Source organism: Mycobacterium sp. P4_H6 (assembly GCF_056400845.1).
Genome location: NZ_JBFUKN010000058.1, coordinates 14,992 through 37,937, shown reverse-complemented (window position 1 = coordinate 37,937; position 22,946 = coordinate 14,992). Strand labels below are relative to the sequence as shown.

Annotated in this window: 30 protein-coding genes; 10 read left to right on the top strand and 20 right to left on the bottom strand. The window is 66.5% G+C overall.

Features of this window, described 5'->3' with window-relative positions:
- The 4 genes from AC1DTF_RS21835 to AC1DTF_RS21820 all read right to left on the bottom strand — a co-directional run.
- Nucleotides 1-412, bottom strand: a 412-nt coding sequence (locus AC1DTF_RS21835; protein WP_477475588.1) for a MarR family winged helix-turn-helix transcriptional regulator, incomplete at its 3' end; no start/stop codon positions are given.
- A 69-nt stretch (nucleotides 413-481) separates the two neighbouring features.
- On the bottom strand, nucleotides 482-1,726 hold the full coding sequence (locus tag AC1DTF_RS21830; RefSeq protein WP_477475587.1) for a metal-dependent hydrolase family protein: 1,245 nt from the start codon (nucleotides 1,724-1,726) through the stop codon (nucleotides 482-484).
- The gene (locus AC1DTF_RS21825) at nucleotides 1,723-2,052 is read right to left on the bottom strand and encodes a hypothetical protein (RefSeq protein WP_057169339.1); all 330 of its coding nucleotides are present in this window, start codon (nucleotides 2,050-2,052) and stop codon (nucleotides 1,723-1,725) included. The genes AC1DTF_RS21830 and AC1DTF_RS21825 overlap by 4 nt, the downstream gene beginning before the upstream one ends.
- Nucleotides 2,021-3,304 (bottom strand): aromatic ring-hydroxylating oxygenase subunit alpha, encoded by a 1,284-nt coding sequence (locus tag AC1DTF_RS21820; RefSeq protein ID WP_477475586.1) that lies wholly within the window; start codon nucleotides 3,302-3,304, stop codon nucleotides 2,021-2,023. Before AC1DTF_RS21820 ends, AC1DTF_RS21825 begins: the two co-directional genes overlap by 32 nt.
- Nucleotides 3,305-3,398: 94 nt before the next feature.
- Between AC1DTF_RS21820 and AC1DTF_RS21815 the strand changes: the two genes are divergently transcribed.
- A complete protein-coding gene (locus AC1DTF_RS21815) occupies nucleotides 3,399-5,906 on the top strand; it encodes a DEAD/DEAH box helicase (protein WP_477475585.1) in 2,508 nt (835 codons plus the stop codon).
- 71 nt (nucleotides 5,907-5,977) lie between these two features.
- Entirely contained in the window at nucleotides 5,978-6,652 is a 675-nt protein-coding gene (locus AC1DTF_RS21810; RefSeq protein ID WP_477475584.1) for an SDR family oxidoreductase, read from the top strand.
- On the opposite strand, the gene AC1DTF_RS21805 is transcribed toward AC1DTF_RS21810, so the two are convergent.
- Nucleotides 6,649-7,329 (bottom strand): winged helix-turn-helix transcriptional regulator, encoded by a 681-nt coding sequence (locus AC1DTF_RS21805; protein WP_477475583.1) that lies wholly within the window; start codon nucleotides 7,327-7,329, stop codon nucleotides 6,649-6,651. The genes AC1DTF_RS21810 and AC1DTF_RS21805 overlap by 4 nt on opposite strands.
- A gap of 104 nt (nucleotides 7,330-7,433) precedes the next feature.
- On the opposite strand from AC1DTF_RS21805, the gene AC1DTF_RS21800 reads away from it, so the two are divergent.
- Together AC1DTF_RS21800 and AC1DTF_RS21795 are read left to right on the top strand one after the other, a co-directional pair.
- Nucleotides 7,434-7,607, top strand: a complete 174-nt coding sequence (locus tag AC1DTF_RS21800) for a hypothetical protein (protein WP_477475582.1) — start codon at nucleotides 7,434-7,436, stop codon at nucleotides 7,605-7,607.
- Between the two features lie 10 nt (nucleotides 7,608-7,617).
- Entirely contained in the window at nucleotides 7,618-8,004 is a 387-nt protein-coding gene (locus AC1DTF_RS21795) for a VOC family protein (RefSeq protein WP_057169334.1), read from the top strand.
- On the opposite strand, the gene AC1DTF_RS21790 is transcribed toward AC1DTF_RS21795, so the two are convergent.
- The 3 genes from AC1DTF_RS21790 to AC1DTF_RS21780 form a co-directional block, all read right to left on the bottom strand.
- Nucleotides 7,979-9,124, bottom strand: a complete 1,146-nt coding sequence (locus AC1DTF_RS21790) for a glycoside hydrolase 5 family protein (RefSeq protein WP_477475581.1) — start codon at nucleotides 9,122-9,124, stop codon at nucleotides 7,979-7,981. The two genes, AC1DTF_RS21795 and AC1DTF_RS21790, sit on opposite strands and share 26 nt — an antisense overlap.
- A 97-nt stretch (nucleotides 9,125-9,221) precedes the next feature.
- On the bottom strand, nucleotides 9,222-10,403 hold the full coding sequence (locus AC1DTF_RS21785) for a zinc-dependent alcohol dehydrogenase (RefSeq protein WP_477475580.1): 1,182 nt from the start codon (nucleotides 10,401-10,403) through the stop codon (nucleotides 9,222-9,224).
- A 16-nt stretch (nucleotides 10,404-10,419) separates the two neighbouring features.
- Entirely contained in the window at nucleotides 10,420-11,934 is a 1,515-nt protein-coding gene (locus tag AC1DTF_RS21780; protein ID WP_057169331.1) for an FAD-dependent oxidoreductase, read from the bottom strand.
- 75 nt (nucleotides 11,935-12,009) lie between these two features.
- On the opposite strand from AC1DTF_RS21780, the gene AC1DTF_RS21775 reads away from it, so the two are divergent.
- On the top strand, nucleotides 12,010-12,249 hold the full coding sequence (locus AC1DTF_RS21775; protein WP_477475579.1) for a DUF6480 family protein: 240 nt from the start codon (nucleotides 12,010-12,012) through the stop codon (nucleotides 12,247-12,249).
- Here AC1DTF_RS21775 and AC1DTF_RS21770 read toward each other — a convergent pair.
- A complete protein-coding gene (locus AC1DTF_RS21770) occupies nucleotides 12,246-12,434 on the bottom strand; it encodes a hypothetical protein (RefSeq protein ID WP_057169329.1) in 189 nt (62 codons plus the stop codon). The two genes, AC1DTF_RS21775 and AC1DTF_RS21770, sit on opposite strands and share 4 nt — an antisense overlap.
- A 52-nt stretch (nucleotides 12,435-12,486) precedes the next feature.
- Here AC1DTF_RS21770 and AC1DTF_RS21765 point away from each other — a divergent pair, with 52 nt between their 5' ends.
- Nucleotides 12,487-12,669 (top strand): hypothetical protein, encoded by a 183-nt coding sequence (locus AC1DTF_RS21765; RefSeq protein ID WP_057169405.1) that lies wholly within the window; start codon nucleotides 12,487-12,489, stop codon nucleotides 12,667-12,669.
- Here the strand turns inward: AC1DTF_RS21765 and AC1DTF_RS21760 are convergent.
- Nucleotides 12,666-13,430, bottom strand: a complete 765-nt coding sequence (locus AC1DTF_RS21760) for an endonuclease/exonuclease/phosphatase family protein (protein ID WP_057169328.1) — start codon at nucleotides 13,428-13,430, stop codon at nucleotides 12,666-12,668. The genes AC1DTF_RS21765 and AC1DTF_RS21760 overlap by 4 nt on opposite strands.
- A gap of 47 nt (nucleotides 13,431-13,477) precedes the next feature.
- Between AC1DTF_RS21760 and AC1DTF_RS21755 the strand changes: the two genes are divergently transcribed.
- On the top strand, nucleotides 13,478-14,023 hold the full coding sequence (locus tag AC1DTF_RS21755; RefSeq protein ID WP_477475578.1) for a hypothetical protein: 546 nt from the start codon (nucleotides 13,478-13,480) through the stop codon (nucleotides 14,021-14,023).
- 2 nt (nucleotides 14,024-14,025) lie between these two features.
- Here the strand turns inward: AC1DTF_RS21755 and AC1DTF_RS21750 are convergent, their stop codons facing one another.
- The 10 genes from AC1DTF_RS21750 to AC1DTF_RS21705 all read right to left on the bottom strand — a co-directional run bounded on the left by AC1DTF_RS21750 (nucleotide 14,026) and on the right by AC1DTF_RS21705 (nucleotide 21,665).
- Nucleotides 14,026-14,283 (bottom strand): DUF7218 family protein, encoded by a 258-nt coding sequence (locus AC1DTF_RS21750; RefSeq protein ID WP_057169404.1) that lies wholly within the window; start codon nucleotides 14,281-14,283, stop codon nucleotides 14,026-14,028.
- Between the two features lie 53 nt (nucleotides 14,284-14,336).
- Nucleotides 14,337-15,350, bottom strand: coding sequence for a DNA topoisomerase IB (locus AC1DTF_RS21745; protein WP_477475589.1), 1,014 nt, complete (start codon nucleotides 15,348-15,350; stop codon nucleotides 14,337-14,339).
- Between the two features lie 2 nt (nucleotides 15,351-15,352).
- Nucleotides 15,353-16,072: a pyrimidine reductase family protein gene (locus AC1DTF_RS21740; protein ID WP_442928754.1), complete on the bottom strand. Its 720-nt coding sequence runs from the start codon at nucleotides 16,070-16,072 to the stop codon at nucleotides 15,353-15,355.
- 15 nt (nucleotides 16,073-16,087) lie between these two features.
- A complete protein-coding gene (locus AC1DTF_RS21735) occupies nucleotides 16,088-16,924 on the bottom strand; it encodes an SDR family oxidoreductase (protein WP_477475577.1) in 837 nt (278 codons plus the stop codon).
- Nucleotides 16,925-17,010: 86 nt separating this feature from the next.
- Entirely contained in the window at nucleotides 17,011-17,652 is a 642-nt protein-coding gene (locus AC1DTF_RS21730) for a hypothetical protein (RefSeq protein WP_477475576.1), read from the bottom strand.
- Complete coding sequence (locus AC1DTF_RS21725) at nucleotides 17,649-18,437, bottom strand: vWA domain-containing protein (RefSeq protein WP_477475575.1); 789 nt, start codon at nucleotides 18,435-18,437, stop codon at nucleotides 17,649-17,651. Before AC1DTF_RS21725 ends, AC1DTF_RS21730 begins: the two co-directional genes overlap by 4 nt.
- On the bottom strand, nucleotides 18,434-19,357 hold the full coding sequence (locus tag AC1DTF_RS21720) for a hypothetical protein (protein ID WP_477475574.1): 924 nt from the start codon (nucleotides 19,355-19,357) through the stop codon (nucleotides 18,434-18,436). The genes AC1DTF_RS21725 and AC1DTF_RS21720 overlap by 4 nt, the downstream gene beginning before the upstream one ends.
- Nucleotides 19,348-19,830 carry a hypothetical protein gene (locus AC1DTF_RS21715; RefSeq protein ID WP_477475573.1) on the bottom strand — a complete coding sequence of 161 codons (483 nt, stop codon included), beginning with the start codon at nucleotides 19,828-19,830 and terminating at the stop codon, nucleotides 19,348-19,350. Before AC1DTF_RS21715 ends, AC1DTF_RS21720 begins: the two co-directional genes overlap by 10 nt.
- Nucleotides 19,820-20,689, bottom strand: a complete 870-nt coding sequence (locus AC1DTF_RS21710; RefSeq protein ID WP_477475572.1) for a DUF58 domain-containing protein — start codon at nucleotides 20,687-20,689, stop codon at nucleotides 19,820-19,822. The genes AC1DTF_RS21715 and AC1DTF_RS21710 overlap by 11 nt, the downstream gene beginning before the upstream one ends.
- Before the next feature lie 7 nt (nucleotides 20,690-20,696).
- Nucleotides 20,697-21,665, bottom strand: a complete 969-nt coding sequence (locus tag AC1DTF_RS21705) for an AAA family ATPase (protein ID WP_057169316.1) — start codon at nucleotides 21,663-21,665, stop codon at nucleotides 20,697-20,699.
- 85 nt (nucleotides 21,666-21,750) lie between these two features.
- Here AC1DTF_RS21705 and AC1DTF_RS21700 point away from each other — a divergent pair, with 85 nt between their 5' ends.
- From AC1DTF_RS21700 to AC1DTF_RS21690, 3 genes are read left to right on the top strand one after another with little or no spacing between them, the layout of a single operon-like run.
- On the top strand, nucleotides 21,751-22,170 hold the full coding sequence (locus AC1DTF_RS21700) for a MarR family winged helix-turn-helix transcriptional regulator (protein WP_057169315.1): 420 nt from the start codon (nucleotides 21,751-21,753) through the stop codon (nucleotides 22,168-22,170).
- Between the two features lie 21 nt (nucleotides 22,171-22,191).
- A complete protein-coding gene (locus AC1DTF_RS21695; protein WP_477475571.1) occupies nucleotides 22,192-22,611 on the top strand; it encodes a hypothetical protein in 420 nt (139 codons plus the stop codon).
- Entirely contained in the window at nucleotides 22,608-22,937 is a 330-nt protein-coding gene (locus tag AC1DTF_RS21690; RefSeq protein WP_057169313.1) for a rhodanese-like domain-containing protein, read from the top strand. The genes AC1DTF_RS21695 and AC1DTF_RS21690 overlap by 4 nt, the downstream gene beginning before the upstream one ends.
- Nucleotides 22,938-22,946: the final 9 nt, after the last annotated feature.

The following is a 22,946-nucleotide window of genomic DNA, read 5'->3' as shown; positions in this document are numbered from 1 at the left end:
CGACCACCCGGCTGAGCAATGTGCGCAACTGCTCCTGCTCCTCGCGACTGAGCACCCCGAATACCTTGTCGTGTGCGGCGACGGCGTCGCTGACCACTGCCGCGGCGACCGCACGACCTTCATCGGTGAGGAAGGCCTGCAGGATCCGGCCGTGCTGGGGGTCCTGCTTACGTTCCACGAGACCGCGCTTCTCCAGAGCGGTGAGCGCCAGCTGTACGCCCTGCGGACTGATCAACAGCCGACGGGCGAGTTCGGCGCCGGACAGACCGGGCTGGTTGGTCAGCTGCCGCAGCACGCCGATCTGTGCGGTGCTGACGCCGTGGGGCTTGACCGCGTCGTTGACACTGGTCAGGGAGAAGTAGAAGGCCTGCTTGAGCAGCCACAGGACATTGTCTGTGAGTTCTACGCTCATTTCTCTGCCGCCCTTTGCCTACTGCTGGATTCACGATGACGCTAGCGCACATCCGGCCGGTCCCTRGCGCTACACCTGTTTGACGATGACCCCGTCCTTCATGACGAACCGGACGTCCTGCGTGGCGGTGATATCGGTGGAGACATCCCCGGGCACCGCGATGATGTCGGCCAGATAGCCCGGGGCCAACCGGCCCAGCTCGTCGTCGGCGTCGATGAGTTCAGCGCTGATGACCGTGGCGGCCTTGATGGCCTGCATCGGGGTCATCCCGCGTGCCACCAGCGCGCCGAGTTCCTTGGCGTTCTGGCCGTGCGGGATCGCCGGCGCATCGGTGCCGCAGGCGATGCGGACCCCGGCCGCTATCGCCTTGGGCAGCATCGCCTTCGCCTTCGGGAAGACCTCCAGAGCCTTCTTGCGAAGCTCCGGCGCGATGCGGTCGATGGCCATGGCATCGGTGAGATAGGTCGTGGAGACCAGGAAGGTCCCGTGGTCGACCATCATCTGGATCGTCTCATCGCTGGCGAGGAAACCGTGCTCGATGCAGTCGATGCCCGCGCGGATACACGCCTGAATGGCCTTGTCGCCCACCGCATGTGCGGCCACCCGCACCCCCGAGCGGTGCGCCTCGTCGGCGATCGCCTCGAACTCGGCGTCCGAGTACTGCTGGGCGCCCGGCGATGTGCTGTGGGACATCACCCCGCCGGATGCCGACACCTTGATCAGCTTTGCGCCGTGCCGGACCTGATAGCGCACGCAGGCGATGACGTCGGGCACTCCGTTGGCGATGCCCTCGGCCACCGACAGCGGCATCACGCCGGGCGCCAGTCGCTGGAACACCGTCGGATCGAGGTGCCCGCCATAGGGTGTGACGGCATGTCCGGCCGGCCAGATGCGCGGGCCGGGGTGCCAGCCCTGGTCGATGGCCCGCTGCAGCGCGACATCGAGCAGATACCCACCGGTCTTCACCATCAGGCCCAGGTTGCGCACGGTGGTGAATCCCGCGTTCAACGTGGTGGCCGCATTGACCGCTCCCCGCAGGGTGCGATACGCCGGGTCGTCCTGCACGCCGTGCATGGGTGTCGGCAGACCCTCCGGACTTCCGGGGCCCCCGATGAGCAGGTTCAGTTCCATGTCCATCAGGCCGGGCAGCAGCGTCACGTCGCCCAGACTGATCTCGACGGCCGAATCAGGCAGCGGGCCTTCGGGATTGACGGCGGTGATGCGATTGCCCTCGATCACCACCACGGCCGGCGTGTGGATCTCGCCGGTGACGACATCGGCCCAGCGGTCTGCCCGCAGAACGGTTACGGTCACGGAACCGGCTCGTATACGCAGTCCAGCCGGGTGGCTCCGGAATCCGGCACCCGGGGCTGCTTCCAGCACTCCACCGAGAACGACACCGTCACCATCGAATACAGCAGGCGCATCAGGTTGAGCACATCCTCGGGCATATCGTCGAGGCTGAATTTGTCGCAGTAGGTAATGGCCTCTTCGGCGCGTGCGGTGATGGCGTCGTAGAAGGGCTGCATCTCAACCATGGTGCTGCCCAGCCGCTTGCTGTAGCGCTGCGCCTCGGTGGCCAGGCACCAGTCCGAGAACTGTTCCAGGTCAGCGAATTCCACTGGTAGCACGTTGCTCACTCTCCCGCTGGTAGGCGTCGATCCACGATGCGGTCTCCTTGTGCAGGTGCCGCAGCAGTATCTCCTGATCGCAGTACAGGAACTGTTCCACCGCACGGGATTCGATGCTGGTCTGGGTCGCCTCCAGGGTGTTGGCATCCTGCAGCCCGTATTCCTTGAACGTCGCCGCCGCCAGTTCTTGGCCCAGACGTTCCCGCGGCGTGCGTGGCTGCGGGAAGTACAACGTGCACTCGAACGTGTGGGTGTTGTACGACGTCGGCCAGTAGTGATAGGTCAGATACCAACCCTGACCCCAGAACAGGATGACGAAGTTGGGGAACAACTGGAACGAATCCAGGCCCCACGGTTCGCATTTGGCAGGATTCAGGCCCACCGGCATCGCACCGAGATCGGGAGCGTCCCACGGCCCGAACAGACCGCTCTTGCAGATGTCCTCGATCGGCTTGCGCAATTCGTCGGCCATCTCCCAGGGCCGCACACCGGACGTGCTCACCAGACGGTGCGGTCCATCGATGCGGTAATGCGGCGCCTCGAACCCGGCTTGTGCGGCGGCCTTGGAGTACGCGGTGGGCGTCTGGTTCGCATGCAGCACCGGTGCGTGATAGAACTCCTGGAAGGCGTCCATGTAGAGCTTCCAGTTGGCCTTCACCTCGGAGCGATAGGTGAACCGCGAGGTCATCTTGTCGAACGGGTAACCGGCCAGATCGGTGATCATCGGGCCGAGGAAGTCGATCAGCGTCTGTTCCGGTTCGGCGGCGAAGTTGACGAAGATGAAGCCTTCCCACACCTCGCAGTGCACCGGCACGAGGCCGTAGCGCTCCTTGTCCAGGTCGAAGAACTCCTCCTCCTGCTGGACGTAGGTCAGTTTGCCTTCCAGGTCATAGCGCCAGGCGTGGTACTTGCAGATGAACTGGCGGCAGGTCCCACTGGTTTCTTCCAACGGCTTGTCGTTCCAGACCAGCTTGTTGCCGCGGTGTCTGCAGACATTGTGGTAGGCCTTCGCCTCACCTTTGGTGGTGCGGCACACGATGATCGAGGTGTTGGCGGCCTTCATCTCCTTGGTGAAGTAGCTGCCCTTGCGCGGCAGCAACTCGACCCGCCCGACGTTCAGCCACGCTCGTTTGAAGATCGCCTGGCGTTCCAGTTCATAGATCTCCGGGTTGATCGAGTCTTCATAGGAGACCGGGCCGGTACCCAACTCCGGGTAGTGCTCGGTCCAACTGCCCTCTGCCGGTTTCGGGAAACGCGCCATGCCAAGACGGTATCGCCGTACCGGTTGAATGACAAGTAGTTGATATTGCCCGCCGTGGCGTGCTTACCCGGCGTCGGGCAGGCTGAGGGTCACCATGGACGCCTTACCCCTGCCCGCAGTCGGGTCCGATCCCGACGGGTTGTTCAGCGCGTTCGGCGAGTGGGCCGCCGCCGGCGGCACGGTGCTGTACCCGGCGCAGGAGGAAGCGCTGATCGAACTGGTCAGCGGTGCCAATGTCATTCTCGCCACGCCCACCGGCTCCGGTAAATCCCTGGTGGCCACCGGCGCCATCTACGCAGCACTCGCCGCGGACCGCACCAGCTTCTACACCGCCCCGATCAAGGCATTGGTCAGCGAGAAGTTCTTCGCCCTGTGCGAGGTGTTCGGTGCGGCCAACGTCGGCATGCTCACCGGCGACGCCGCGGTCAACGCCGATGCGCCGATCATCGCGTGCACCGCCGAAATCCTGGCCAACATCGCGTTGCGCGAGGGTGCCGACGCGGATATCGGCCTGGTGGTGATGGACGAGTTCCACTTCTACGGCGACCCGGACCGCGGCTGGGCCTGGCAGGTGCCGTTGCTGGAACTGCCCCGCGCCCAGTTCCTGTTGATGTCGGCCACGCTCGGCGATGTCACGTTCCTCCGTGACGACCTGACCCGCCGGACCGGTCGGGAGACCGCACTGATCACCGGTGCCGAACGGCCGGTGCCGCTCTTCTACTCCTATGCCACCACCGCCATGCACGAGACGATCGCCGACCTGCTGAACACCAAACAGGCACCGATCTACGTCGTGCATTTCACCCAGGCCTCGGCGCTGGAGCGGGCGCAGGCCCTGATGAGTGTGAACGTGAGTACCAAGGAGGAGAAGGCCGCGATCGCCGACATGATCGGCGCGTTCCGGTTCTCGACGRCCTTCGGGTCCACCCTGTCCCGGCTGGTCCGCCACGGGATCGGCGTGCACCACGCCGGGATGCTGCCCAAGTACCGCCGCCTCGTGGAACAGCTCGCCCAGGCCGGTCTGTTGAAGGTCATCTGCGGCACCGACACTCTCGGGGTCGGCATCAACGTGCCCATCCGCACCGTGGTCTTCTCGGCGTTGTCGAAGTACGACGGCGTCCGGACCCGTCTGCTCAATGCCCGCGAGTTCCATCAGATCGCCGGGCGGGCCGGGCGGGCGGGCTATGACACCGCGGGCACCGTGGTGGTGCAGGCCCCCGACCACGAGGTGGAGAACCTCAAGCAGTTCGCCAAGGTGGCCGACGACCCGAAGAAGCGCCGGAAGCTGGTGCGCCGCAAGATTCCCGAGGGCATGGTGCCCTGGAGCGAGAAGACCATGACCCGGTTGATCGAGGCCACGCCGGAGGCCCTGCACAGCAATATGAAGGTGACGACGGCGATGATCGTCGACGTCGTGGACCGGCCGGGCGACCCCTTCATCGCCATGCGGCGGCTGCTGACGGAGAATCATGAGCCGCGCAAACGTCAGCTCCGGCTCATCCGCGAGGCCGTCGGCATCGCCCGCTCACTGCTGCAGGCCGGCGTCCTGGAGCGGCTGCCCGAGCCGGAGGCCGACGGGCGGCGTTACCGCCTGACGGTGGACCTCCCACGGGATTTCGCGCTTAACCAGCCGCTGTCCACGTTTGCGCTGGCCGCGGTGGACACCCTCGATGCCGCGTCGGAAACCTATGCCCTGGACGTGGTTTCGGTCATCGAGGCGACGCTGGAAGATCCTCGGCAGATCATGGCCGCCCAGCTGAAGAAGGCGCGGGGCGAGGCCGTCGCGGCGATGAAGGCCGAGGGGATCGAGTACGACGAGCGGATGGAACTGCTCGATGACGTGACCTATCCCAAGCCGCTGCAGGAGCTGCTCGGCCACGCGTACGCGGTGTATCTGCAGACCAACCCGTGGGCCGCCGACGGCCAGCTCTCACCCAAGTCCGTGGTGCGCGAGATGTGGGAACGCGCCATGACCTTCCGTGAGTACGTCAGCCAGTACGGCCTGACCCGCTCCGAAGGCGCGGTGCTGCGCTACCTGTCCGATGCCTTCAAGGCACTGCGCTCGGGAGTGCCCGCCACCGCGCGCACCGAGGAGCTCAACGATATCGTCGAGTGGATCGGTGAGCTTGTGCGGCAGGTCGATTCGAGCCTGCTCGACGAGTGGGAGCAGCTGACCAGTCCGGATCAGCCGCACGATGTCCCGGTGGCGGTACCGGCCCGCCCGCGCCCGCTGACCGGTAATGAGCGGGCATTCACGGCGATGGTGCGCAACGCGCTCTTCCGCAGGGTCGAGTTGTTCTCGCGTCGGCGCTGGTACGACCTGGGCGAATTGGACGCGGCCTCAGGATGGACGGCTGAACGCTGGCAAGAGGCCGGCGAGGATTACTTCGCCGAGCACGACGATCTGGGTACCGGCGCCGACGCGCGAGGTCCGGCGCTGTTGATCATCGAGCGGCAACCCGGCGTGTGGCGGGTACGCCAAATTCTGGACGACCCGGCCGGCGACCACGACTGGGCCCTGCTGGCCGAGGTCGACCTGGAGGCTTCCGACGAGGAAGGTGCCGCGGTGATCCGGCTGGTCGATGCCGGCCTGCTGGACTGACGCTCTACCGGCTACCTGCAAACCTGCTCCGCACCGGTCGTTTTCGCGCGGCGGATCTGTTCAGATCAAGTATGAACACACAACAGGTAACTRCACTGGTGACCGGCGCCAACCGCGGTCTCGGACGGCAATTCGCCGCGGAACTGTCCGCCCGCGGGGCCAAGGTCTACGCGGCGGCGCGACGACCCGAAACCGTCGACCTGCCCGGCGTCATACCGGTCCAGCTCGACATCACCGATCCCGAATCCATCCGCCGCGCAGCGGAGATCGCCGGTGACGTCACCGTCCTGATCAACAACGCCGGCGTCTCCACCCGGGCCGGCCTGCTCGATGGGACGATGGACGACATCCGCCTTGAGATGGAAACCCACTACTTCGGGACACTTCAGGTCATTCGCGCATTCGCCCCCGTCATCGAACGCAACGGCGGCGGTGCGATTCTCGACGTGCTGTCGGTGCTGTCCTGGTTGCACCCAGCGACCAGCGGTGCGTATTCCTCGGCCAAGGCGGCGGCGTGGGCACTCACCGATGCTGTACGTGACGAGCTGTCTCCCAAGGGTATTCAGGTGTCGGCTCTGCACGTCGGATACATGGACACCGACATGGTCAGCTACATCCCCGCCGATCAGAAGACCGATCCCGCGGAGATCGCCAGGTTGGCTCTGGACGGCCTGTTCGCCGGGGATCGCGAGATCCTGGCCGACGAGCTGACCCGGCAGGTCAAGGCGGGGTTGTCAGGGACCTAGGCGGGACTGAAGACCGACACGCTGCGCTCGACGATCCCGACCAGGACGCCGATCGCGGTCGCGTCGCCCGTCGCCTCCACCTGGCCGGCACCGACCGCCTCGGCCATGGTGGTGCGCTGACCGGCGATGGCCCCGAGGACGCCCGCCGAAGTGCGGACCACCACGTCGGCGGGAGTGTCGGCGGGGCCGGGAGCCACCGACATCCGGCCGTCGCGGATACGCAGGCACGCCACGCTGTCACCGATGTGAAATTCGTACAGTGCTGCCACACCAGCTGGCACGCTGCCGGCGGCGCTGCCCGCAAGGAAACCCAGCGCCCATTCCGCACGGAACACCTCGCCCCCGGCGTCGGCCTCGACGAGCTGGTGGCGGGCGCCCCACAGCGCCAGCGGTATCACGGCGGTCGCCAGCTCGCGGCCGGCGTCGGTGAGCTCATAGGCCACCGCCGAGCTCGGCTGGTCGAGCAGCAACCGGCGCTGGATCACCCCATCGGCTTCGAGTTGACGGACCCGGGTCGCCAACAGGCTGGTCCCGATCCCGGGCAGCGCGTCGGCCAGGTTCGTATAGCGCTTGGGGCCCGAGCTGAGTTCGCGCACGATCAGCAGCGTCCAGCGCTCACCGACGACGTCGAGTGCGTGGGCCAGGCCGCAGAACTGGCTGTAATTCCGTCGGGTCATGACTTCAGGTTACTCATCGCTACTCGTTTTCGGGGTGAACTTACTTTTCATCTAGTGCACTTCTATTTCTTATGTTACTTTCGCTGAAGCGAGAGGAGCCAACCATGGCCTCACTGACAAATGCCCATCCGTCCACCGGACTCCTGGCCGCCCTGCTGCGCAGTCTGCAGCGCACGGACCGGCCGGACCGCACACCGCGGGACCGTCGGCACTACCCGCCCCAGCGCGACAAGATGATCGAGGACGCCGCGATGGCACGGGAGATGTTCCGCCTCTAGCCTGGGACGGGTGCGAATCAACCTGACCAGTGTGATGGTCGATGATCAGGACAAGGCGCTGCGCTTCTATACCGACACGCTCGGCTTCCGGCCCAAACACGACATCCCGATGGGTGCGGCGCGCTGGATCACCGTGGTGTCACCCGACCAACCCGATGGCACCGAACTGGTGCTGGAACCCGACGGACATCCGGCGGCCAAGCCGTTCAAGGACGCACTGGTTCGCGACGGTATTCCGTTCACCGCCTTCGAGGTCGACGATGTGCGCGCCGAGTTCGTTCGGCTGAGCGGTCTGGGCGTGCGCTTCACCCAGCAGCCCACCGAGATGGGTCCGGTGGTGACCGCGGTGCTCGATGACACCTGCGGCAACCTCATCCAGATCCAGTCAGCTTCCTGATCGTGTCGATCTCACGCCCCCGGTAGGGACGCCCGTCGGCAAACGCCAGATCGTGGAACCATTCCTTCGGGGGCTTCAGGTACGGGTGATCCCAGGAGTCCCACGGCAGCCAGGTCTGCGTCTTGCCCGCGAACAACCCCCAGGTGTACGCGCCGACGTGACGACGTTTGGCCACCGGCAGCACTCCTTCGATGGTGCTTCCCTCGGTGCGCGCCAGGTATTCGGTGCACATGATGGGTCGGCCCCACGGCTGGAGTTCGTTGATCCTGCCCTCGAAGCCGGCCGGATTGTCATAGCTGTGAAAGGTGAGCACGTCGGCGAGGTCGAGCTGAATACCCGCCATGTCACTGCGCTTCGACGCATCTCCCCACTCCCCTTCCCAGACCGCGGTGGTCAACGGCTGCACCGGATCCACCGTGCGGGCCCAGCGGAACACCTGCGGTAGCAGGTCGGCGACGAGTTCGGGTTTGTCGTCGCGCTCCACCGTCTTGTAGACCGCCGCCGGGTTGTCGGGTTCGTTCCACAGGTCCCAGCCCAGGACGCGTTCGTCGTTGCGGAACTGGGTCAGGATGCGCACCACGTACTCCTGCAGCACCTGGCGGTAGCGCCGGTCATCGAGCCGCTCGGCACCCGGGCTCTGCACCCAGCCGGAGTTGTGGACGCCCGGTCGGGGAGCACGTTGCGGGCCGCTCCTGGGCAGCGGATCCCAGCACGAATCGAAAAGCACCAGTAGCGGTTTGATGCTGTGCCGGGCCGCGATGTCGACGAAGTGCGCGAGTCGCCGCTGAAAGCCCACGCGGTCCTGCGTCCACAGCTGATCGTGCAGGAAGACCCGCACGGTGTTCAGGCCCATTGATCGGGCCATCCGCAATTCGCCGTCGATGCGCTGCGGGTCGAAGGTGCCCTGCTGGAACATCTCCAGCTGGTTGATCGCGTTCGAGGTGATGTAGTTCGCGCCGACCAGCCAGCCCTGTCCGCGAAACCAGCGGTGCGCCCGGTCGTTGGACCAACGACCCGGCGCGGCCGCGGCGCGCGGGGCGTTGGCCAGTGCGACGGCGGGTGGTGCGAGAAGTGGAAGTTTGAGCAGGGTCCTGCGGCTGTGCTTCAAATCACGTACCAAGTTGCTGTCCTTCGGTTTTCGCGTAGACGTCGAGTAACCCCCGGGCAGCGTTATGCCTACCCGGATCGTCGCCCGGCTACACAACTCCAGTTCAGCACTACGGTTTGAGAATGATCTTCACCGCGCCTTCGGCCTTGCGCTGGAAGATGTCGTACGCATGCGGCGCCTCGTCGAGGGGCAGGGTGTGGGTGGCGAAGCCGTCCACTCCCAGCGGATCGTCATCGGTCAGCAGGGGCAGGATCTCGGGCACCCACTTCTTRACGTTCGCCTGTCCCATCCGGATCTGCACCTGCTTGTCGAACAGGGTGAGCATGGGCAAGGGGTCCGCCATGCCGCCGTAGACCCCGATCAGCGAAATGGTGCCGCCACGCCGGACGATGTCGATGGCCGAGTACAGCGCATCGAGGCGGTCCACACCGGCCTTCTCCATGAACGGCTTGGCCAGGAAATCCGGCAGGATTCCGGTGAGTTGTTGTGCCGCCTTGGTGATCGGCGAACCATGGGCTTCCATTCCCACGGCATCGATGACGGAATCGGTGCCACGGCCACCGGTCAGCTCCCGGATGACATCCCCGATGGGGTTCTCCTGCACGCCGAGGTCGATGGTGCGTATCCCGCGGTCCTGCGCGCGCTTCAGCCGCTCGGGTACCCGGTCGACCGCGAGGACGTCGTAGCCGAGGTGCGCCGCGATCCGGGCGGCCATGTCACCGATGGGGCCCAGCCCCAGCACGGTCACCGACCCGCCCTCGGGGATGTCCGCGTAGGCGACGGCCTGCCAAGCGGTCGGCAGGACATCGGAGAGATAGACGAATCGGGAATCGGGCGGGCCGTCGGGAACCTTGATATGGGTGAACTGCGCCTGCGGCACCCGCAGTAGCTCGGCCTGTCCGCCCGGGACCTGGCCGTAGAGTTCGGAGTATCCGAACAGTGCGGCACCCATTCCCTGTTCACGGACCTGCGTGGTCTCACACTGGGTGTACAGCTCGCGATCGCACATGAAACAGCTGCCGCAGGAGATCTGGAACGGAATGACCACCCTGTCGCCGACCGCCAAATTGGTGACCCCGGAACCGACTTCGCGGACGATGCCCATCGGCTCATGACCGAGGATATCGCCCGGGCTCATGAAGGCACCCAGCACTTCATACAGATGCAGGTCCGACCCGCAGATGTTCGTCGAGGTGACCTCGATGATGGCATCGGTGGGCTCTTCGATCCTCGGATCGGGCACCTGCTCGACCCGTACGTCGCGTTTCCCCTGCCAGGTGACTGCTCTCATGGCTCAGAAATACCCTTCAGTGTCCGGCCGAAACGTCGGCGGCCGCGGGTGTGAGACCTCGCGTGGCCGGTCCCTCCAACAGGGTGCCGTCCGGCGCGAATCGCGAACCGTGCAAAGGACATTCCCACGCGCAGTCGGCGTCGTTCCAGTTCACGATGCCACCCAGGTGCGGGCACACCGGCGACACCGTGCGTTCCACACCGTCCACCACGCTGTCGGCGTGCAGATGCCACGGCGGTCCCGCGACGACACCCTGGCCTTCCGCCGGGGCGTCATCTCTCGCGAGCGGCGCCACCCACCCCTTGGCCAGGTGATAGCCGACGGACAGATTCTGTTTCAACGCCGTGGTCAGCCCGAGTAGCTCGTGCGGACTCCAGGCAGCGAAGGCACCGGCCCACGGCATGTGGCCACCGAGGATCTGCCCGGACAGCGCGAGTGCGGCCGCCACACCGTTGGTCATGCCCCACTTGTCGAATCCGGTGGCGACCCAGACATGCTGAGCGCCGGGGAGAATCGGTCCCGCGTAGGGAAGTTCGTCGATCGGCGAGTAATCCTGCGCCGACCAGAAATGGGTCTGGGTCGCGCCCGGGTAGTGCTGCTTGGCCCAATGCAACAACTCCCCGACCGACCGGGCGGCGTCGCTGGCCCGGCCGACCGTATGGCCGGCGCCGCCGACGATGAGTAGGTCCTTGTCCGGCGTGGGGGCGTAGCGGATGGATCGAGTCGGCGAGTCGGTGGACAGGAACATCGGGCGGGTGATGTCACCGGGGACGTCGAAGGCCACACAATAAGACCGCTTCGGCTTGACCTTCGCGAAGAAGCCGCCGCGGTCCAGGATGGGAATGCCGGTGGCCAAGATGCAGTGGTCCGCGGTGACGGTCCGGGTGTCGGCGTGATCGGCCAGCGCGACGGTGAGCCGTAACGGTTTGCCCACCGACACCGACGTGACCCGCGCGCCTTCTGCCACGGTGCCGCCATGCCGCACAAGCTCGCCGACGAAGGCATCCAGCAACGGGAGCGGATCGAGCTGGGCCTGATCGGGCAACAGCACACCACCGTGAAACGGGAAGGGCACGTCGGCGTCACCGGCCCACTGCGCGGGAAGGCCGGCCGCGCGGCATGCCTCCAGCTCCGCCCTGGCGGCATCGACACCCTCGGCAGACTGCGCGTAGGTGTAGGCGTCTTCGTGCTGGATCGCCACCCCATGCGCTTCGCCGAACCGGCCCAACCAGTTGCGGCCCTCCACATTGCCCGCCACATAATCACGCAGGACCTGGTCGCCGTGTTTGGATTTTATCCGCGACAGCTTGGTGCCTTGTAGCAGGCTCAACTTCCCGGTTGTGTTACCGGTGGTACCCGCGCCGACGTGACGGGCCTCCAGCACCAGCACGCTCTTTCCGGACCTCGCCAACAGCAGTGCGGTGCACAGACCGGTGATCCCGGCGCCCACGACGACGACGTCATATCGCGTGTCGAGCGGGGGCGCCGGGTTGGCGGTTTCGGAGCGGCCGTCGAGCCACAAAGATGTCATGGCCTTTGTGTTCCCCGCGATGGGGTGGTCAAACAAGGGGCGTTTACCGCACGGTGGGCCGGGCACTCAATTGCCATGACCGCTCAACCGCCCGATCCCGATCCGAGCCAGACCCCCGACCTCGAACCCGGCGGCGGGGTCGCCCCCGGTAGCACGCCGCCGGATTCGGCGCAGACATCGGGTCTGTCCGAGCCAGAACCGCGGCCCCGCCACCGCTACACCCGGACGCAGATCGTGTCGCTGATAGCGCTGGCGATCTTCATCCTCATCTTCGCGGCGGCCGCGGTGGGCCTGATCATCGATATGTCGGCCTAGTCGGGCGAGCCCTCACTGTCGTCGAAAAACGCCCAGCCGTCGTCGGATTGGACTTCCATCCGCCAGCCGAGTTCGGAGTTGTCGGCCTTGGCGTCGACGAACCAGGCGTGGGCGTCCCCGGCGCTTTCGATGTCTTTGGTGTCGACAACGTCGCCGTGCGGATTCAGAACTCGATAGGTAGCCATGGGTGACTGTCTTCCCGCGCTTGCACAAGCCAAACCTGGGTATTCCATGACCATGAGCAATCCAGATGGCGAGAAGCGGGACTCCGAAACGGGCGAGACCGATGTGCAGGACGATCCCAAGGTCGCGAGCTCCCGCGCGGATCACGAAGACGGCGGCTCCTATGTCGGCCGCACGGGTTCCGATGACGATTTCGATGCCGGGGAAACCGGTGCGGAAGCGCGATCTGCGGATTAACCCAGTTCGATGTCGACGACCAGCGGGCGATGATCGGACAACCCGGCGGCCGGGGCGGTGCTGTTCCGGGCGCACAGCGCAGGGTCGTCGGTGAGGATGTGATCCAGCTGTCGTGTGGGCGCCTCTGCCGGAAACGTGGGGGCGGTGGCCAGCGGCCGCAGACCCGAACACTTCGAGGCTGCTTCCGGAGTGAGGTTGAGATCGCCGGCCAGGATGTGCGGGCCGGGCAGACCTCTGAGATCTTTCATCAAGCGCCGCAGCTGCCTGCGGTTCCACCCGGGAACGAACGAAAGGTGGGTATTGGCAACGGACATCGGGCCGAGCGGCGTATCGAGTTGCGCGATCACCGCGGCCCTGGGCTCTTCGTTGACGATCATCACTTTGTCGGGTCCGGGCAGATACATCGGAAACCTCATGGGGATACGCGGCAGTCGGACCACCTGCCAGCTCGTCGCGGGAAACCGCGACAGCAACGCAATACCGTAGGCGGCGGTGCCGGGTTGTTCCTCCCCGGTGGCCGCCATCCAGGTGGCCCCCGGCGTCCCGGAGATGGCGGCGACGAACCGGTGCGACTCCGCACCCATGGCCTCCGCGGCGACCGCGGTCAGATCCGAACGTCCCGATCGCTGCTGCTCGAGGTCCACCTCCTGCAAGGCCAGAATGTCGGGATCGAGTTGGCGCACACATTCCGCCAGACGGTCTGGGTGGACGCCGTCACCGACGGTCCGGCCGTGCAGGATGTTGAAGGTCGCAAAGCGCATGCCCCTTGGGTACCCAGGTTGGGGCACGCAAGAACTGGAGGAGCGCGATGTCGACACATGAGGAGTTGCGGGCCGCACTTCGCACCGCGGCGTCGGCACTGAAAGAACACGGTCCCAGGTTCGCCCTGGCCGGCAGCTACGCCCTGTGGGTGTCGGGCGGCCCGGAACCGGTGCACGACGTCGACTTCGTCGTCGCGGAAGTCGACACCGAGGCGGCCGCGACCACCCTCTGCAAGGCCGGCTTCCGAATCGAGCGTCCGCCCGAGGACTGGCTGTTCAAGGCGCACGCCGACGAGGTGCTGGTCGATGTGCTGCACCGGCTCAACGGTGTTCCCGTGACCCCCGAGACGTTGGACTGCGCCGAGGAGCACGATGTCATCGCCATCCGGATGCCGGTGCTACCGGTGACCTTCGTGCTGACCCAGAAGTTACGGGCGCTGAACGAGCACTACTGCGATTTCACCTCGCTGCTGCCGGCCGCGCGGGCGGTACGCGAGAGAGTCGACTGGAAGTCGGTCCGCCGCGACACCGCAGACAATGACTTCGCGGCGGCCTTCCTCGTGCTCGCGGACAGACTGGGGATCAGCGAATAGCTTCAGTGGTTACGCAGCTTGGCCACGAGCTTGTCCTTGGTCAGGCTGGAGTAACCCGTCATGCCGAGTTCCTTGGCGCGCTTCTTGAGGTCCGCCACATTCCAGTCCTCGTAGGAACCGGACTTGCCGCCCTTACGCCCCACCGACGACTTTCCCCGCGCCGCAGCCGCGTTGGAGATACGCGCCGCTTTCTCCTTGGAATTGCCCTCTTCACGCAGGTCTTCGTACATCTTCTCGTTCTTGATCGACGAGTTCGGCATCGTCATCACCTCCGGTGGATCGAGTGCCCGGACGGGCCCTCGGCGAAACCCGATCAGCTCTTGGCGATCTTGCGGACCAGGGAGCGAGTGGCTTTTTCGAGGGTGCAGGCGGCGGCCTGATCCTTCTGTTTCGCGGCGCGTTTGACCGCCGCGGCGATGGTGGCTCCCTGGTGGTAGCCGGCGACGACCCGGGGGTCCACATAGGAGTTCCGCGCCACGGCAGGAGTGTTACCCAGCTCCTCGGATACCTGTTTCATCACGGCCGACACGGCGCGCTTGGCCTTGCGCTCGGTGTCGGGCGGATCGGCTTCGGCGAACGCGGTGGCCGCCAGCACGGTGCCGTGCCAGGTCCGCAGATCCTTGACGCTGTACTCCTCACCGACCAGTTCCTTGAACCGCGCGTTCAGATCCGCGGCATGGATGTCCACCCAGCCGGAACTATTGCGGCACACCAGGAGGCGATCTGTTCGGTCATCGCGCCGGAGCAGCGCCTTGACCGCGCGCACCACCTCGGGATTCTCGATCTCGATGGTGCGCCGCACACCGCTCTTGGCCGGATAATCGAACGCCGCCGTACCGCCGCGCAGCGTCACGTGCTCGCACTGCAGGGTGGCCAGGCCGTAGGACTCGTGCTCCTCGGCGTACTGCTCTCCCCCGGCACGGAAGTACCCCAGATCCAGCAGGTGCAGGGCCAGTGCCAGCACCCGATCCCGACTGAGGCCGCGTCCGGCCAGGTCCTCGGCGATGCGCTCCCGCCAGGCGGGCAGCTGCGTCGACATGTCGAGCACCCGATCGAACTTCTCTTCGGCGCGTTCGTCCTGCCAGGCCTGGTGATAGAGGTACTGCCGGCGCCCGGCGGCATCGGTGCCGACGGCCTGAATGTGCGCGTTGGCATGCGGACTGATCCATACCTTCTGCCAGGCCGGCGGGATGACGAGATCCTTGATCCGCGCCAGCGCATCCGCATCGTCGAGCCGGGTCCCGTCCGGGGCTTGGTAGGAGAACCCCTTTCCGCTTCTCCGACGGGTGATTCCGGGACCGTCGAGGGCACTGCGTCGCAGCCGCACAATCACCTCCGGTACTTCAGGAACACGTAGTCCTGGTGCACGAGAACGTGGTCCAGCTGCATCCCGACGGGCACCGCCAACGGGGACAGCTGCACCACCGCGCGGACCGGTTGGGCCGCAGCGAGTTTGGGTGCCAGAGTCACACAGATCTCATCGACCGCACCCGCTTCGACCAACTCGTCGAGCAGTGTCGGCCCACCTTCGCACAGGATGCGAGGCATCCCGGCCTCGCCCAGCATCTTGACCACCCGCACCAGATCCACGTCCTCGGCGCCGGCCGCGAACACCCGGGACAGCCGGTCGACGGGTCCGTGGCGAGGTGGGGCGGCCCGCTCGGTGGTGACCAGGATCGGCGGCTGGTAGGGATCGCTCAACAGTCTGGCCGGCAGGTTGCCGGTCCGGCTGACGACCGCGATCGGCGGCGGATCGGGTCTGCCTTCGGCATCTCGTTCGGCCTGCTGTGTTTCGGAGAGCCGCACCGGACCGTAGTTCTCGGCGCGGGCGGTACCCGCGCCGATCAGCACCACATCTGCGTAGCCCCGCAGCACACGCAGCAGTTCCTGGTCCACGGGATTCGACAGCGGCCCGGCCCGGCCCGCGAACGCGGCGGCACCGTCCGCGCTGAAGATCATGTTGGCGCGCACGCCGAGGGGCGGGTCGGCGTAGAACCGTGCGAGATCGGTGATGCCACCCACCTCGGCCACCGTGGCGGTCATGCCGATATCTATGCCCGCTGGCTAGGAATTCGAACCCGCTCTGGCGCGTTCCCGGATGGAGGCGACCACCCCGCCGTCGTTGAGAATGTCGGTCCCGGTGAGGTAGCCGGCCTTGTCGCTGGCGCAGAAGGCGAAGAGTTCGGCCATCTCCTCGGGCTTCCCCCAGCGCGGCACCGCGGCGTCGGCGACCAGTGCCCCGGCGCCACCGGCCTCCTCCAGGCGGCCCATCTCGGTGTCGACGGAGCCCGGCGACACCGAAACGATGCGCAGCCCACGGCCGTTGAAGCGTTCGGCCTGTGCGCTGCTGTACCACTTCACGAAGTTCTTGCTGATGGCGTACGCGATGCCCGAGCGCTGCTGTTCACCGGCGATATCGCAACCGGCCAGCGTCGCGGCCAGAAACGCCGCTTCGTCGGTGAGGGCCTGCGGAAACGCCGCGACCGGGATGAGTTCCTCGGGCAGGATGTGGGCGGCCATCGAAGCCACGTTGACGATGGCGCCGCCCGCGCCGACCTTCTCGTAGAAGGCTTCGTTGACATTGACCGTGCCGAGCGCGTTCGTCCGGATGACGTACTCGGCGTCACCCATCGCCGGGCTCACCCCTGCGGTGTGAACGACTGCGGCGATGGTGCCGAGACCGGCTGCCGTGTCGAATAATTCGTCGACGGCCGCTCGGTCGGTGACATCGCAGTTCACCGTCGTCGCGGTGACACCGAGCTCACGCAACGTCGCGACGGCCGTGTCCAGACGGTCCTGTCGGACATCGCACAACACCACCGTGTGGTCCCGGCCGACGATCTTGGCGGTCTCCACACCCATACCGCCGGCGCCGCCTGTGATTACCGTCACTGGAGTCATGCCCCCGACGATATACGAAGCCCAGCTAAGGGGTGATGGTCGTATCCGCGTCGATGGTCTCCATCGCAAGGATCAGCACTTCAAGGTTAGCCCGCCGCGTCTCGCAGGATCTGTTGCAGCTTCTCCAGGGGGTCACCCTGCCCCGGATCGAGCACATACTCCTGCTCGGCGGTCGGCGCACTGCCCGGTGCCGCGGCGGCGGGCGCCGAGACCGGCGGGGGGCTCGGCGGGGGCGGGGGTGGCGGTGCCGTCACCGCCGCGATCTTGGCGTCGAGACGAAGCGTTACGTCGGCATCGAAACAGCCCGCGGGCGCCCCCTCAACGACCTGCTTCGCGCCGAGGTAGTGATCGACCGCAGTCTGTGCCTCGAACATCGCCGCGGCCGCGTCTCCGCGGGACTCCCGGACGAGTTCAAGGTTGACTCGGACGTCGCATGATTCGTCGTGATCGGTACTGGCGAGCGCACGTGAGAACTCGCGGTCGGCCTCGTCCATGCGGTTCCGCAGAACCGCCGATGTGCCCGCGGCGAAATGGGCTTTCGCGGGCTCGATGATGTTGAGGGTCTGCAGCGTTGCGGCATCGTCGGACAGCGCCGTCACGTCGGATTCGGAGAAGTGCGTGACCGCGGCATTTCCCGCCACCACCACCGACACCAGCTTGACCACCAGGATCAGCACCACGAACACCACCGGTGCGGAGTAGATCAGCAATCGCCGCCGAAGGGTCATCGGCCCACCACGATCCGGTCGAGGCGGGTGCGGCGCAGATGGCGCAGCGCGTGGTAGAGCTCGACAAGGATCAGCAGAGCGGCGATGCCGGCCAGCACCCAGTAAAGCTCGAATCCCGAAGCGGTCGAGGGGTTGTCCGGCGTCTGCTCGAGTTCTTCGGGCTCGGGTATCGCCTCGGTCACCGATGGGACCTGCTCGCGCTGCAGGTAGTCCACCCCGAGCTGATCGGCAACGGACTGCAGCACCGGGGCGCCGCCCGCGCCGTATCCGAGCACCGCACCGCCGTCGACCGCGTTATCCGGAACCTGGAACTCGCGTTGCGGCACCGTCGATTCCGGTGCGCCGGCCCCGAAGTAGAACACCAGATTCTCGGCCTTGGGATACTGTTGCAGCGCGCTGATCAGCTGATACCGCAACACGGTGCTGGCCGCACCGGCATTGGTCATGACATCGTCGCCTCGCGAGTAGGGCTCTGCTGCCGCGATGATCGGGCGCAGACTCCACGAATCGGCCGACAGCGGCCAGTCCAGCGATGGGCGCGCATCGAAGCTGATCATCGAGAAGCGGGCACCCGGATACCGGTCGATGACGGCGTTGATATCGTCGCGAGCCAGCGCCATTCGGGTGGACATCTCCTCGGATCGGTCCACGATCAGGAAGATGTTCGGTTCTCCCTCGCCGGCGATTCTGGTCACCGATGCTTCGCCGCCGCCGAGGGTGGGGCGAAACAGCGCGGTCAGCAGGAGCATGGCGGCGAGCGCCAACCCGGCTTTACGGAGCGTCATCGCCGCACCACCAATGGCCAGGCCAGCAGGGTGACGACTCCCAGCAGGGCCACGATCAGCAGCAGATCCGGCGTTTCGGCCGACTGCACCGACGCGCCGCCGGCGTCCGGTTGCGGCGCCGGCGGGTGACTGCGGATATCGCCGACATCGGACTGGACACGGCCGCCGGTCTGACGGGCGAGTTCCGCGGGCAATCCGTCATCGTCGGTGATGGCGTTGACCTGTACCCCGGCCGTGGTGGCCAGATCGCGTACCTGCTGTGCGGTGAACAGCGATGTCCCTGCGTCCTCACCCAGCGTTGCGGGCCCCACGTAGATCAGCGAGCGGCGCACCGGGGCGCCGGCGTCGAATTCGGGGAATCCGGTCAGGCACATCGCCAGGACATCTTCGATGGTGGCGGTGTAGTCGGCGTACACCAGCGACGAGACCAGTCGTTGAGGTTGGGCGTACCCGGCGAATCGGCCTGCCGCATACTGGTAGTCGCGCGTCAGCGGTATCAGTCGCCGGTCCGGCGACGTGAGGCCGATGCGCTCGGTGCCGAACTCGCGCACCGCCTCGGCGAAGTACCGCAGGGTGCCGTTGACAGCCGGGTCCTCGGCCGGTGCGCCGACGCAGACCATGATGTCCTCGGGCTGCTCGGATCCGGCGGCTTGGTTCAGTGCAGGCAGACCGGTCGGCCTGGATGCCGCAAGTGCCGCTGCCACAAAGGCCAGTACCAGGATCGCCACGGCCGCGGCGGCGGTGATGGTGTGCCTGCGGACGGCACGCGCATACTCGGGCAGGCTGGTCAGCCGGCTGGTGTTGGCCAGGGCCCGCAGCGTGTCGGGTTGGTCGCGACGCGGCGACAGTAGGGCCCCCGCGATGCAGGCGGCCAACGCCACACAGCCGACGATCGCTGCGCCCCAATAGATCACGTCCATTGCCGCACCAGTTCCTCGGCGGCCTGCCCGGCTGCACCCATATCCACGGTGGAGTCCGCATTGAACTGGACGTCCTCCAGATCGGTGAGCACCGCTGCGGCGGGCGCCAACACTCCCCCGGAGGCCGTCGCGATGTCCGGCACCTGGACGTACTCGGTGCGCACACCGGTGGCGTCGTGCAGGAAACGCCGGACTTCCTCGCTGAGCGCTGCCGCGGCGGCGGTGGCCGCCAGTTCACCTGTGCGATATGCATTCTGGACTGCCTGGATGGCCCGTAGCGCTCGGCGCCGCTGCAGCGCGACGCGCGCCGAGCCGATCACCGACGGCTCACTGCGCGTGCGTCCTGGCGCGGTCCACCAGAACACACCGACGTACCAGAGCACCGTCAGCACCGTCAGCACCGCGGCGATCCACACCCAGATCGACGAGTACGGCGTCGGGCCGATGATGCTGCCCAGCAGATCATCCGGCACGCGCGTACACCCCCGTCATCGCCACCAGCGCGGGCATGATGCCGTTGCTGGAGGCTATGCGCGCGTGCGGAATGCGCCGCGCGGTGAGGAACTCCGACAACTGCGCGCGGCGTAGCTCCTCGGCCTGCCGGTAGGCCGTGATGACGCGGTGGCCCACGATGTCCGCGTCGAGCAGTGTCCGGCCGTCGGCGACGTCGTAACCCACCCCCGCCGCATCCGTGCCGATGGCGGGCATGTCGGTCACCATGGCCCACAGCACGTCGTGGCGCGCGGTCAACGGCGACAACACCTCCCGCAGACGTTCGTCGAGCTCGGGTTCGTCCGAGACGATCACGATGAGCATCGGGTGCCGGTAGTGCCGAGCGACCCATTCCAGCTGGGTGACGATGTCGCTGCGGTCCGGGTTGGTGTCCGTCTGCTGGATGAAGCGGTGCAAAATGCGCTCGATATGGGTCTCGCCGCGGCGCAGTCGGATGTCGATACTGCCCCGGCGATCACCGGCGACCATGCCGATCTCGTCGGAACGGGGAAGCGTGACGAGTCCGACCGCGCCGATGATGTGCGCCGCCACTTCCTTTTTCCGTTGTCCAGTGGGTGTGAGGGCGGCGGTGTTACGGCCCGTGTCGGCGACGATCAGGATCTTGTGGTGCTTCTCGGAGACGAACTGTTTGATCAGCGTATGCCCGGAGCGGGCGGAGGCCTTCCAGTCGATGTCGCGCACGTCGTCGCCGGGGACGTAGGGGCGCAGTTCGTCGAATTCCATGCTGCGGGTGTGCACGAGCGCATATCGCCCGCCGGCCAGGAGCCCCGCGGCGTCACGGGATACGTACGCCTTCGCGGCGTCAAGGTGTTTACCCATGCCGGCCTCACGGCACCGGAACTGTTTGCAGCACTGCGTCGATCACGACGTCAGGTGTGATCCGTGCGCTCGCCGCCTCGAAACCGAGAACCAGGCGGTGGCGCAGTACGCGGTGCGCCAGGCGCGCGATATCGTCGGGCAGTACGTGGTTGCGTCCCCGCAGCACCGCCAAAGCCCTTGCGGTGCGGCACAATGCAATGGTCGCGCGCGGGCTCGCCCCGTACTCCACGAGCCGGGCAAGGTTGGCGGGCAGGTGTCGCTCGGGCTCGCGTGTCACCGCGACCAGCCGGCTGGCGTATTCGACCAGCGCCCGGTCCATGTGCACGGACCGCACGACGGCCCGGGCCCGTCGCACGTCGGCGGTGGTCACCACGGGAGCGGAACGGTGGTCACGGTCGTACAGGCCCGCGTCCATCCGATCGATGATCTCGACTTCCTCCTCGACGGAGGGATACTGTACGAGGTCCTTGAGCATGAAGCGGTCGGTCTGGGCTTCCGACAGCGGGTAGGTGCCCTCCTGGTCCACCGGGTTCTGGGTGGCGATGACCAGGAACGGTTCGGGGATCGGGTATTCGACGCCGGCGATCGTGGTCTGGCGTTCCTCCATCGCCTCCAGCATCGCGCTCTGCGTTTTGGCGCTGGAGCGGTTGATCTCGTCGAGCAGCACGATATTGGCGTGCACAGGACCCAACTGGGTGGCGAAGGTATTGCTGGCCGCCTCGTAGATCTGCGTGCCGATGATGTCGCTGGGCAGCAGATCGGGCGTGCACTGGATGCGGCGGAAGCTGCCGTCGATGGCCTCGGCGACCACACGTGCCGCGGTGGTCTTGGCGAGGCCGGGAACACTCTCTATGAGCAGATGACCGCCCGAGAGCAGGACGAGCAGGATGGATTCGCGGAGGTTCGTCTGACCGACCACCTTGGCGGAGAATGCGGTGGCCACCGCGCCGATGACGTCTCTGGGAGGTGCGGTCATGGGTCCTTCCGGTCGGGTCGACTGCCGGATTCGGGTACCCAGATTTTGCTGAGGTGAAGCAGCGGGCGCCAGGTACCCTGCCTGCATGTCCGAGCCGCCGCCCTTCAGCCCCACCATCGGGTTGCTGACGGTGAGCCGGACGTGGGACGCCGCGCTCGCCGATGCGCTGAAGCCATTGGGACTGACGACGCGGAAGTACGGGCTGCTCGGCCACATCCGCGGCATGCCGGGCATCTCCTTCAGTGAACTGGCGCGGCGCTCGCGGATCACCGTGCAGAGTGCCCATGCCGCCGTGTCGGCGTTCGCCGAGGCCGGGCTCGTCGACGACGGGACCGCGCACGCCGGGTCGGCGTCCAGCCTGCGGGTCACCGAGAAGGGCGCGTCCCTGTTGGCGCAGGCGGCCGGCGAAGTGACCCGGCTGGATGCCGCGTTCACCGCTCAGCACCCCGGACTGACGTCGGCGCTGCGCGCGCTGATGGAGGAGATGGTCACCAGAAATCCATAACCTTCAGTTACCCTGAAGGTTATGCAGGCCTTCCTACTGTCGGTGCACGTCATCGCCGGCATCCTGTTCATCGGCCCGGTTGCCGTGTCGACCAGCCTGTTTCCCCGATACGCCCCCGACAGCGGGGAGGTGGCTGTGGTGCTGCACCGCATCACCCGGGTGTACGGACTGCTGGCCGTGACCGTGYCGGTCGTCGGTCTGGCACTCGCATTCGCACAGGGCCGCGCAACGGAGGTGTGGGTGCTGGTCGCGATGCCGCTGACCGCCCTCGCCGGAGGCCTGCTCGCGCTGCAGATCACCCCGCGTCAACGGGCGGCGCTCGCGGCCCCGGAAGGCGCAGCCGGATTGCGGCGGCTCGGCATCTGGACCGGTGTCTTCAACCTGCTGTGGGCCGTCGTGGTGGTGCTGATGATCGTCCGACCCGGTTCGAGCTACGCATGAAATTCCGGCACTACCTGCATCGGCCGCCCGCCATCACCGCGGCCGAGGCGGTGCGGCTGACCTCCGAGGGCGCGCTCGTCGTGGACGTTCGCCGCAGCTTCGAGTGGAATCGCGTGCACATCCCCGATGCTGTGCACATGCCGCTTGAGCAGTTACCCGAACGGTGCCTGGAGCTTCCCGACGATCGGCTGCTCATCGCCTTCTGCACCGGCGGACTACGCTCGGCCGGTGCGGCAAATCTGTTGGTGGAGAACGGCTTCGAGGCAGTCAACATGAGTGGTGGGCTCGTCCAGTGGCGTGCCGCGGGCGGTGCCCTCACCGGATAAATTTGTATG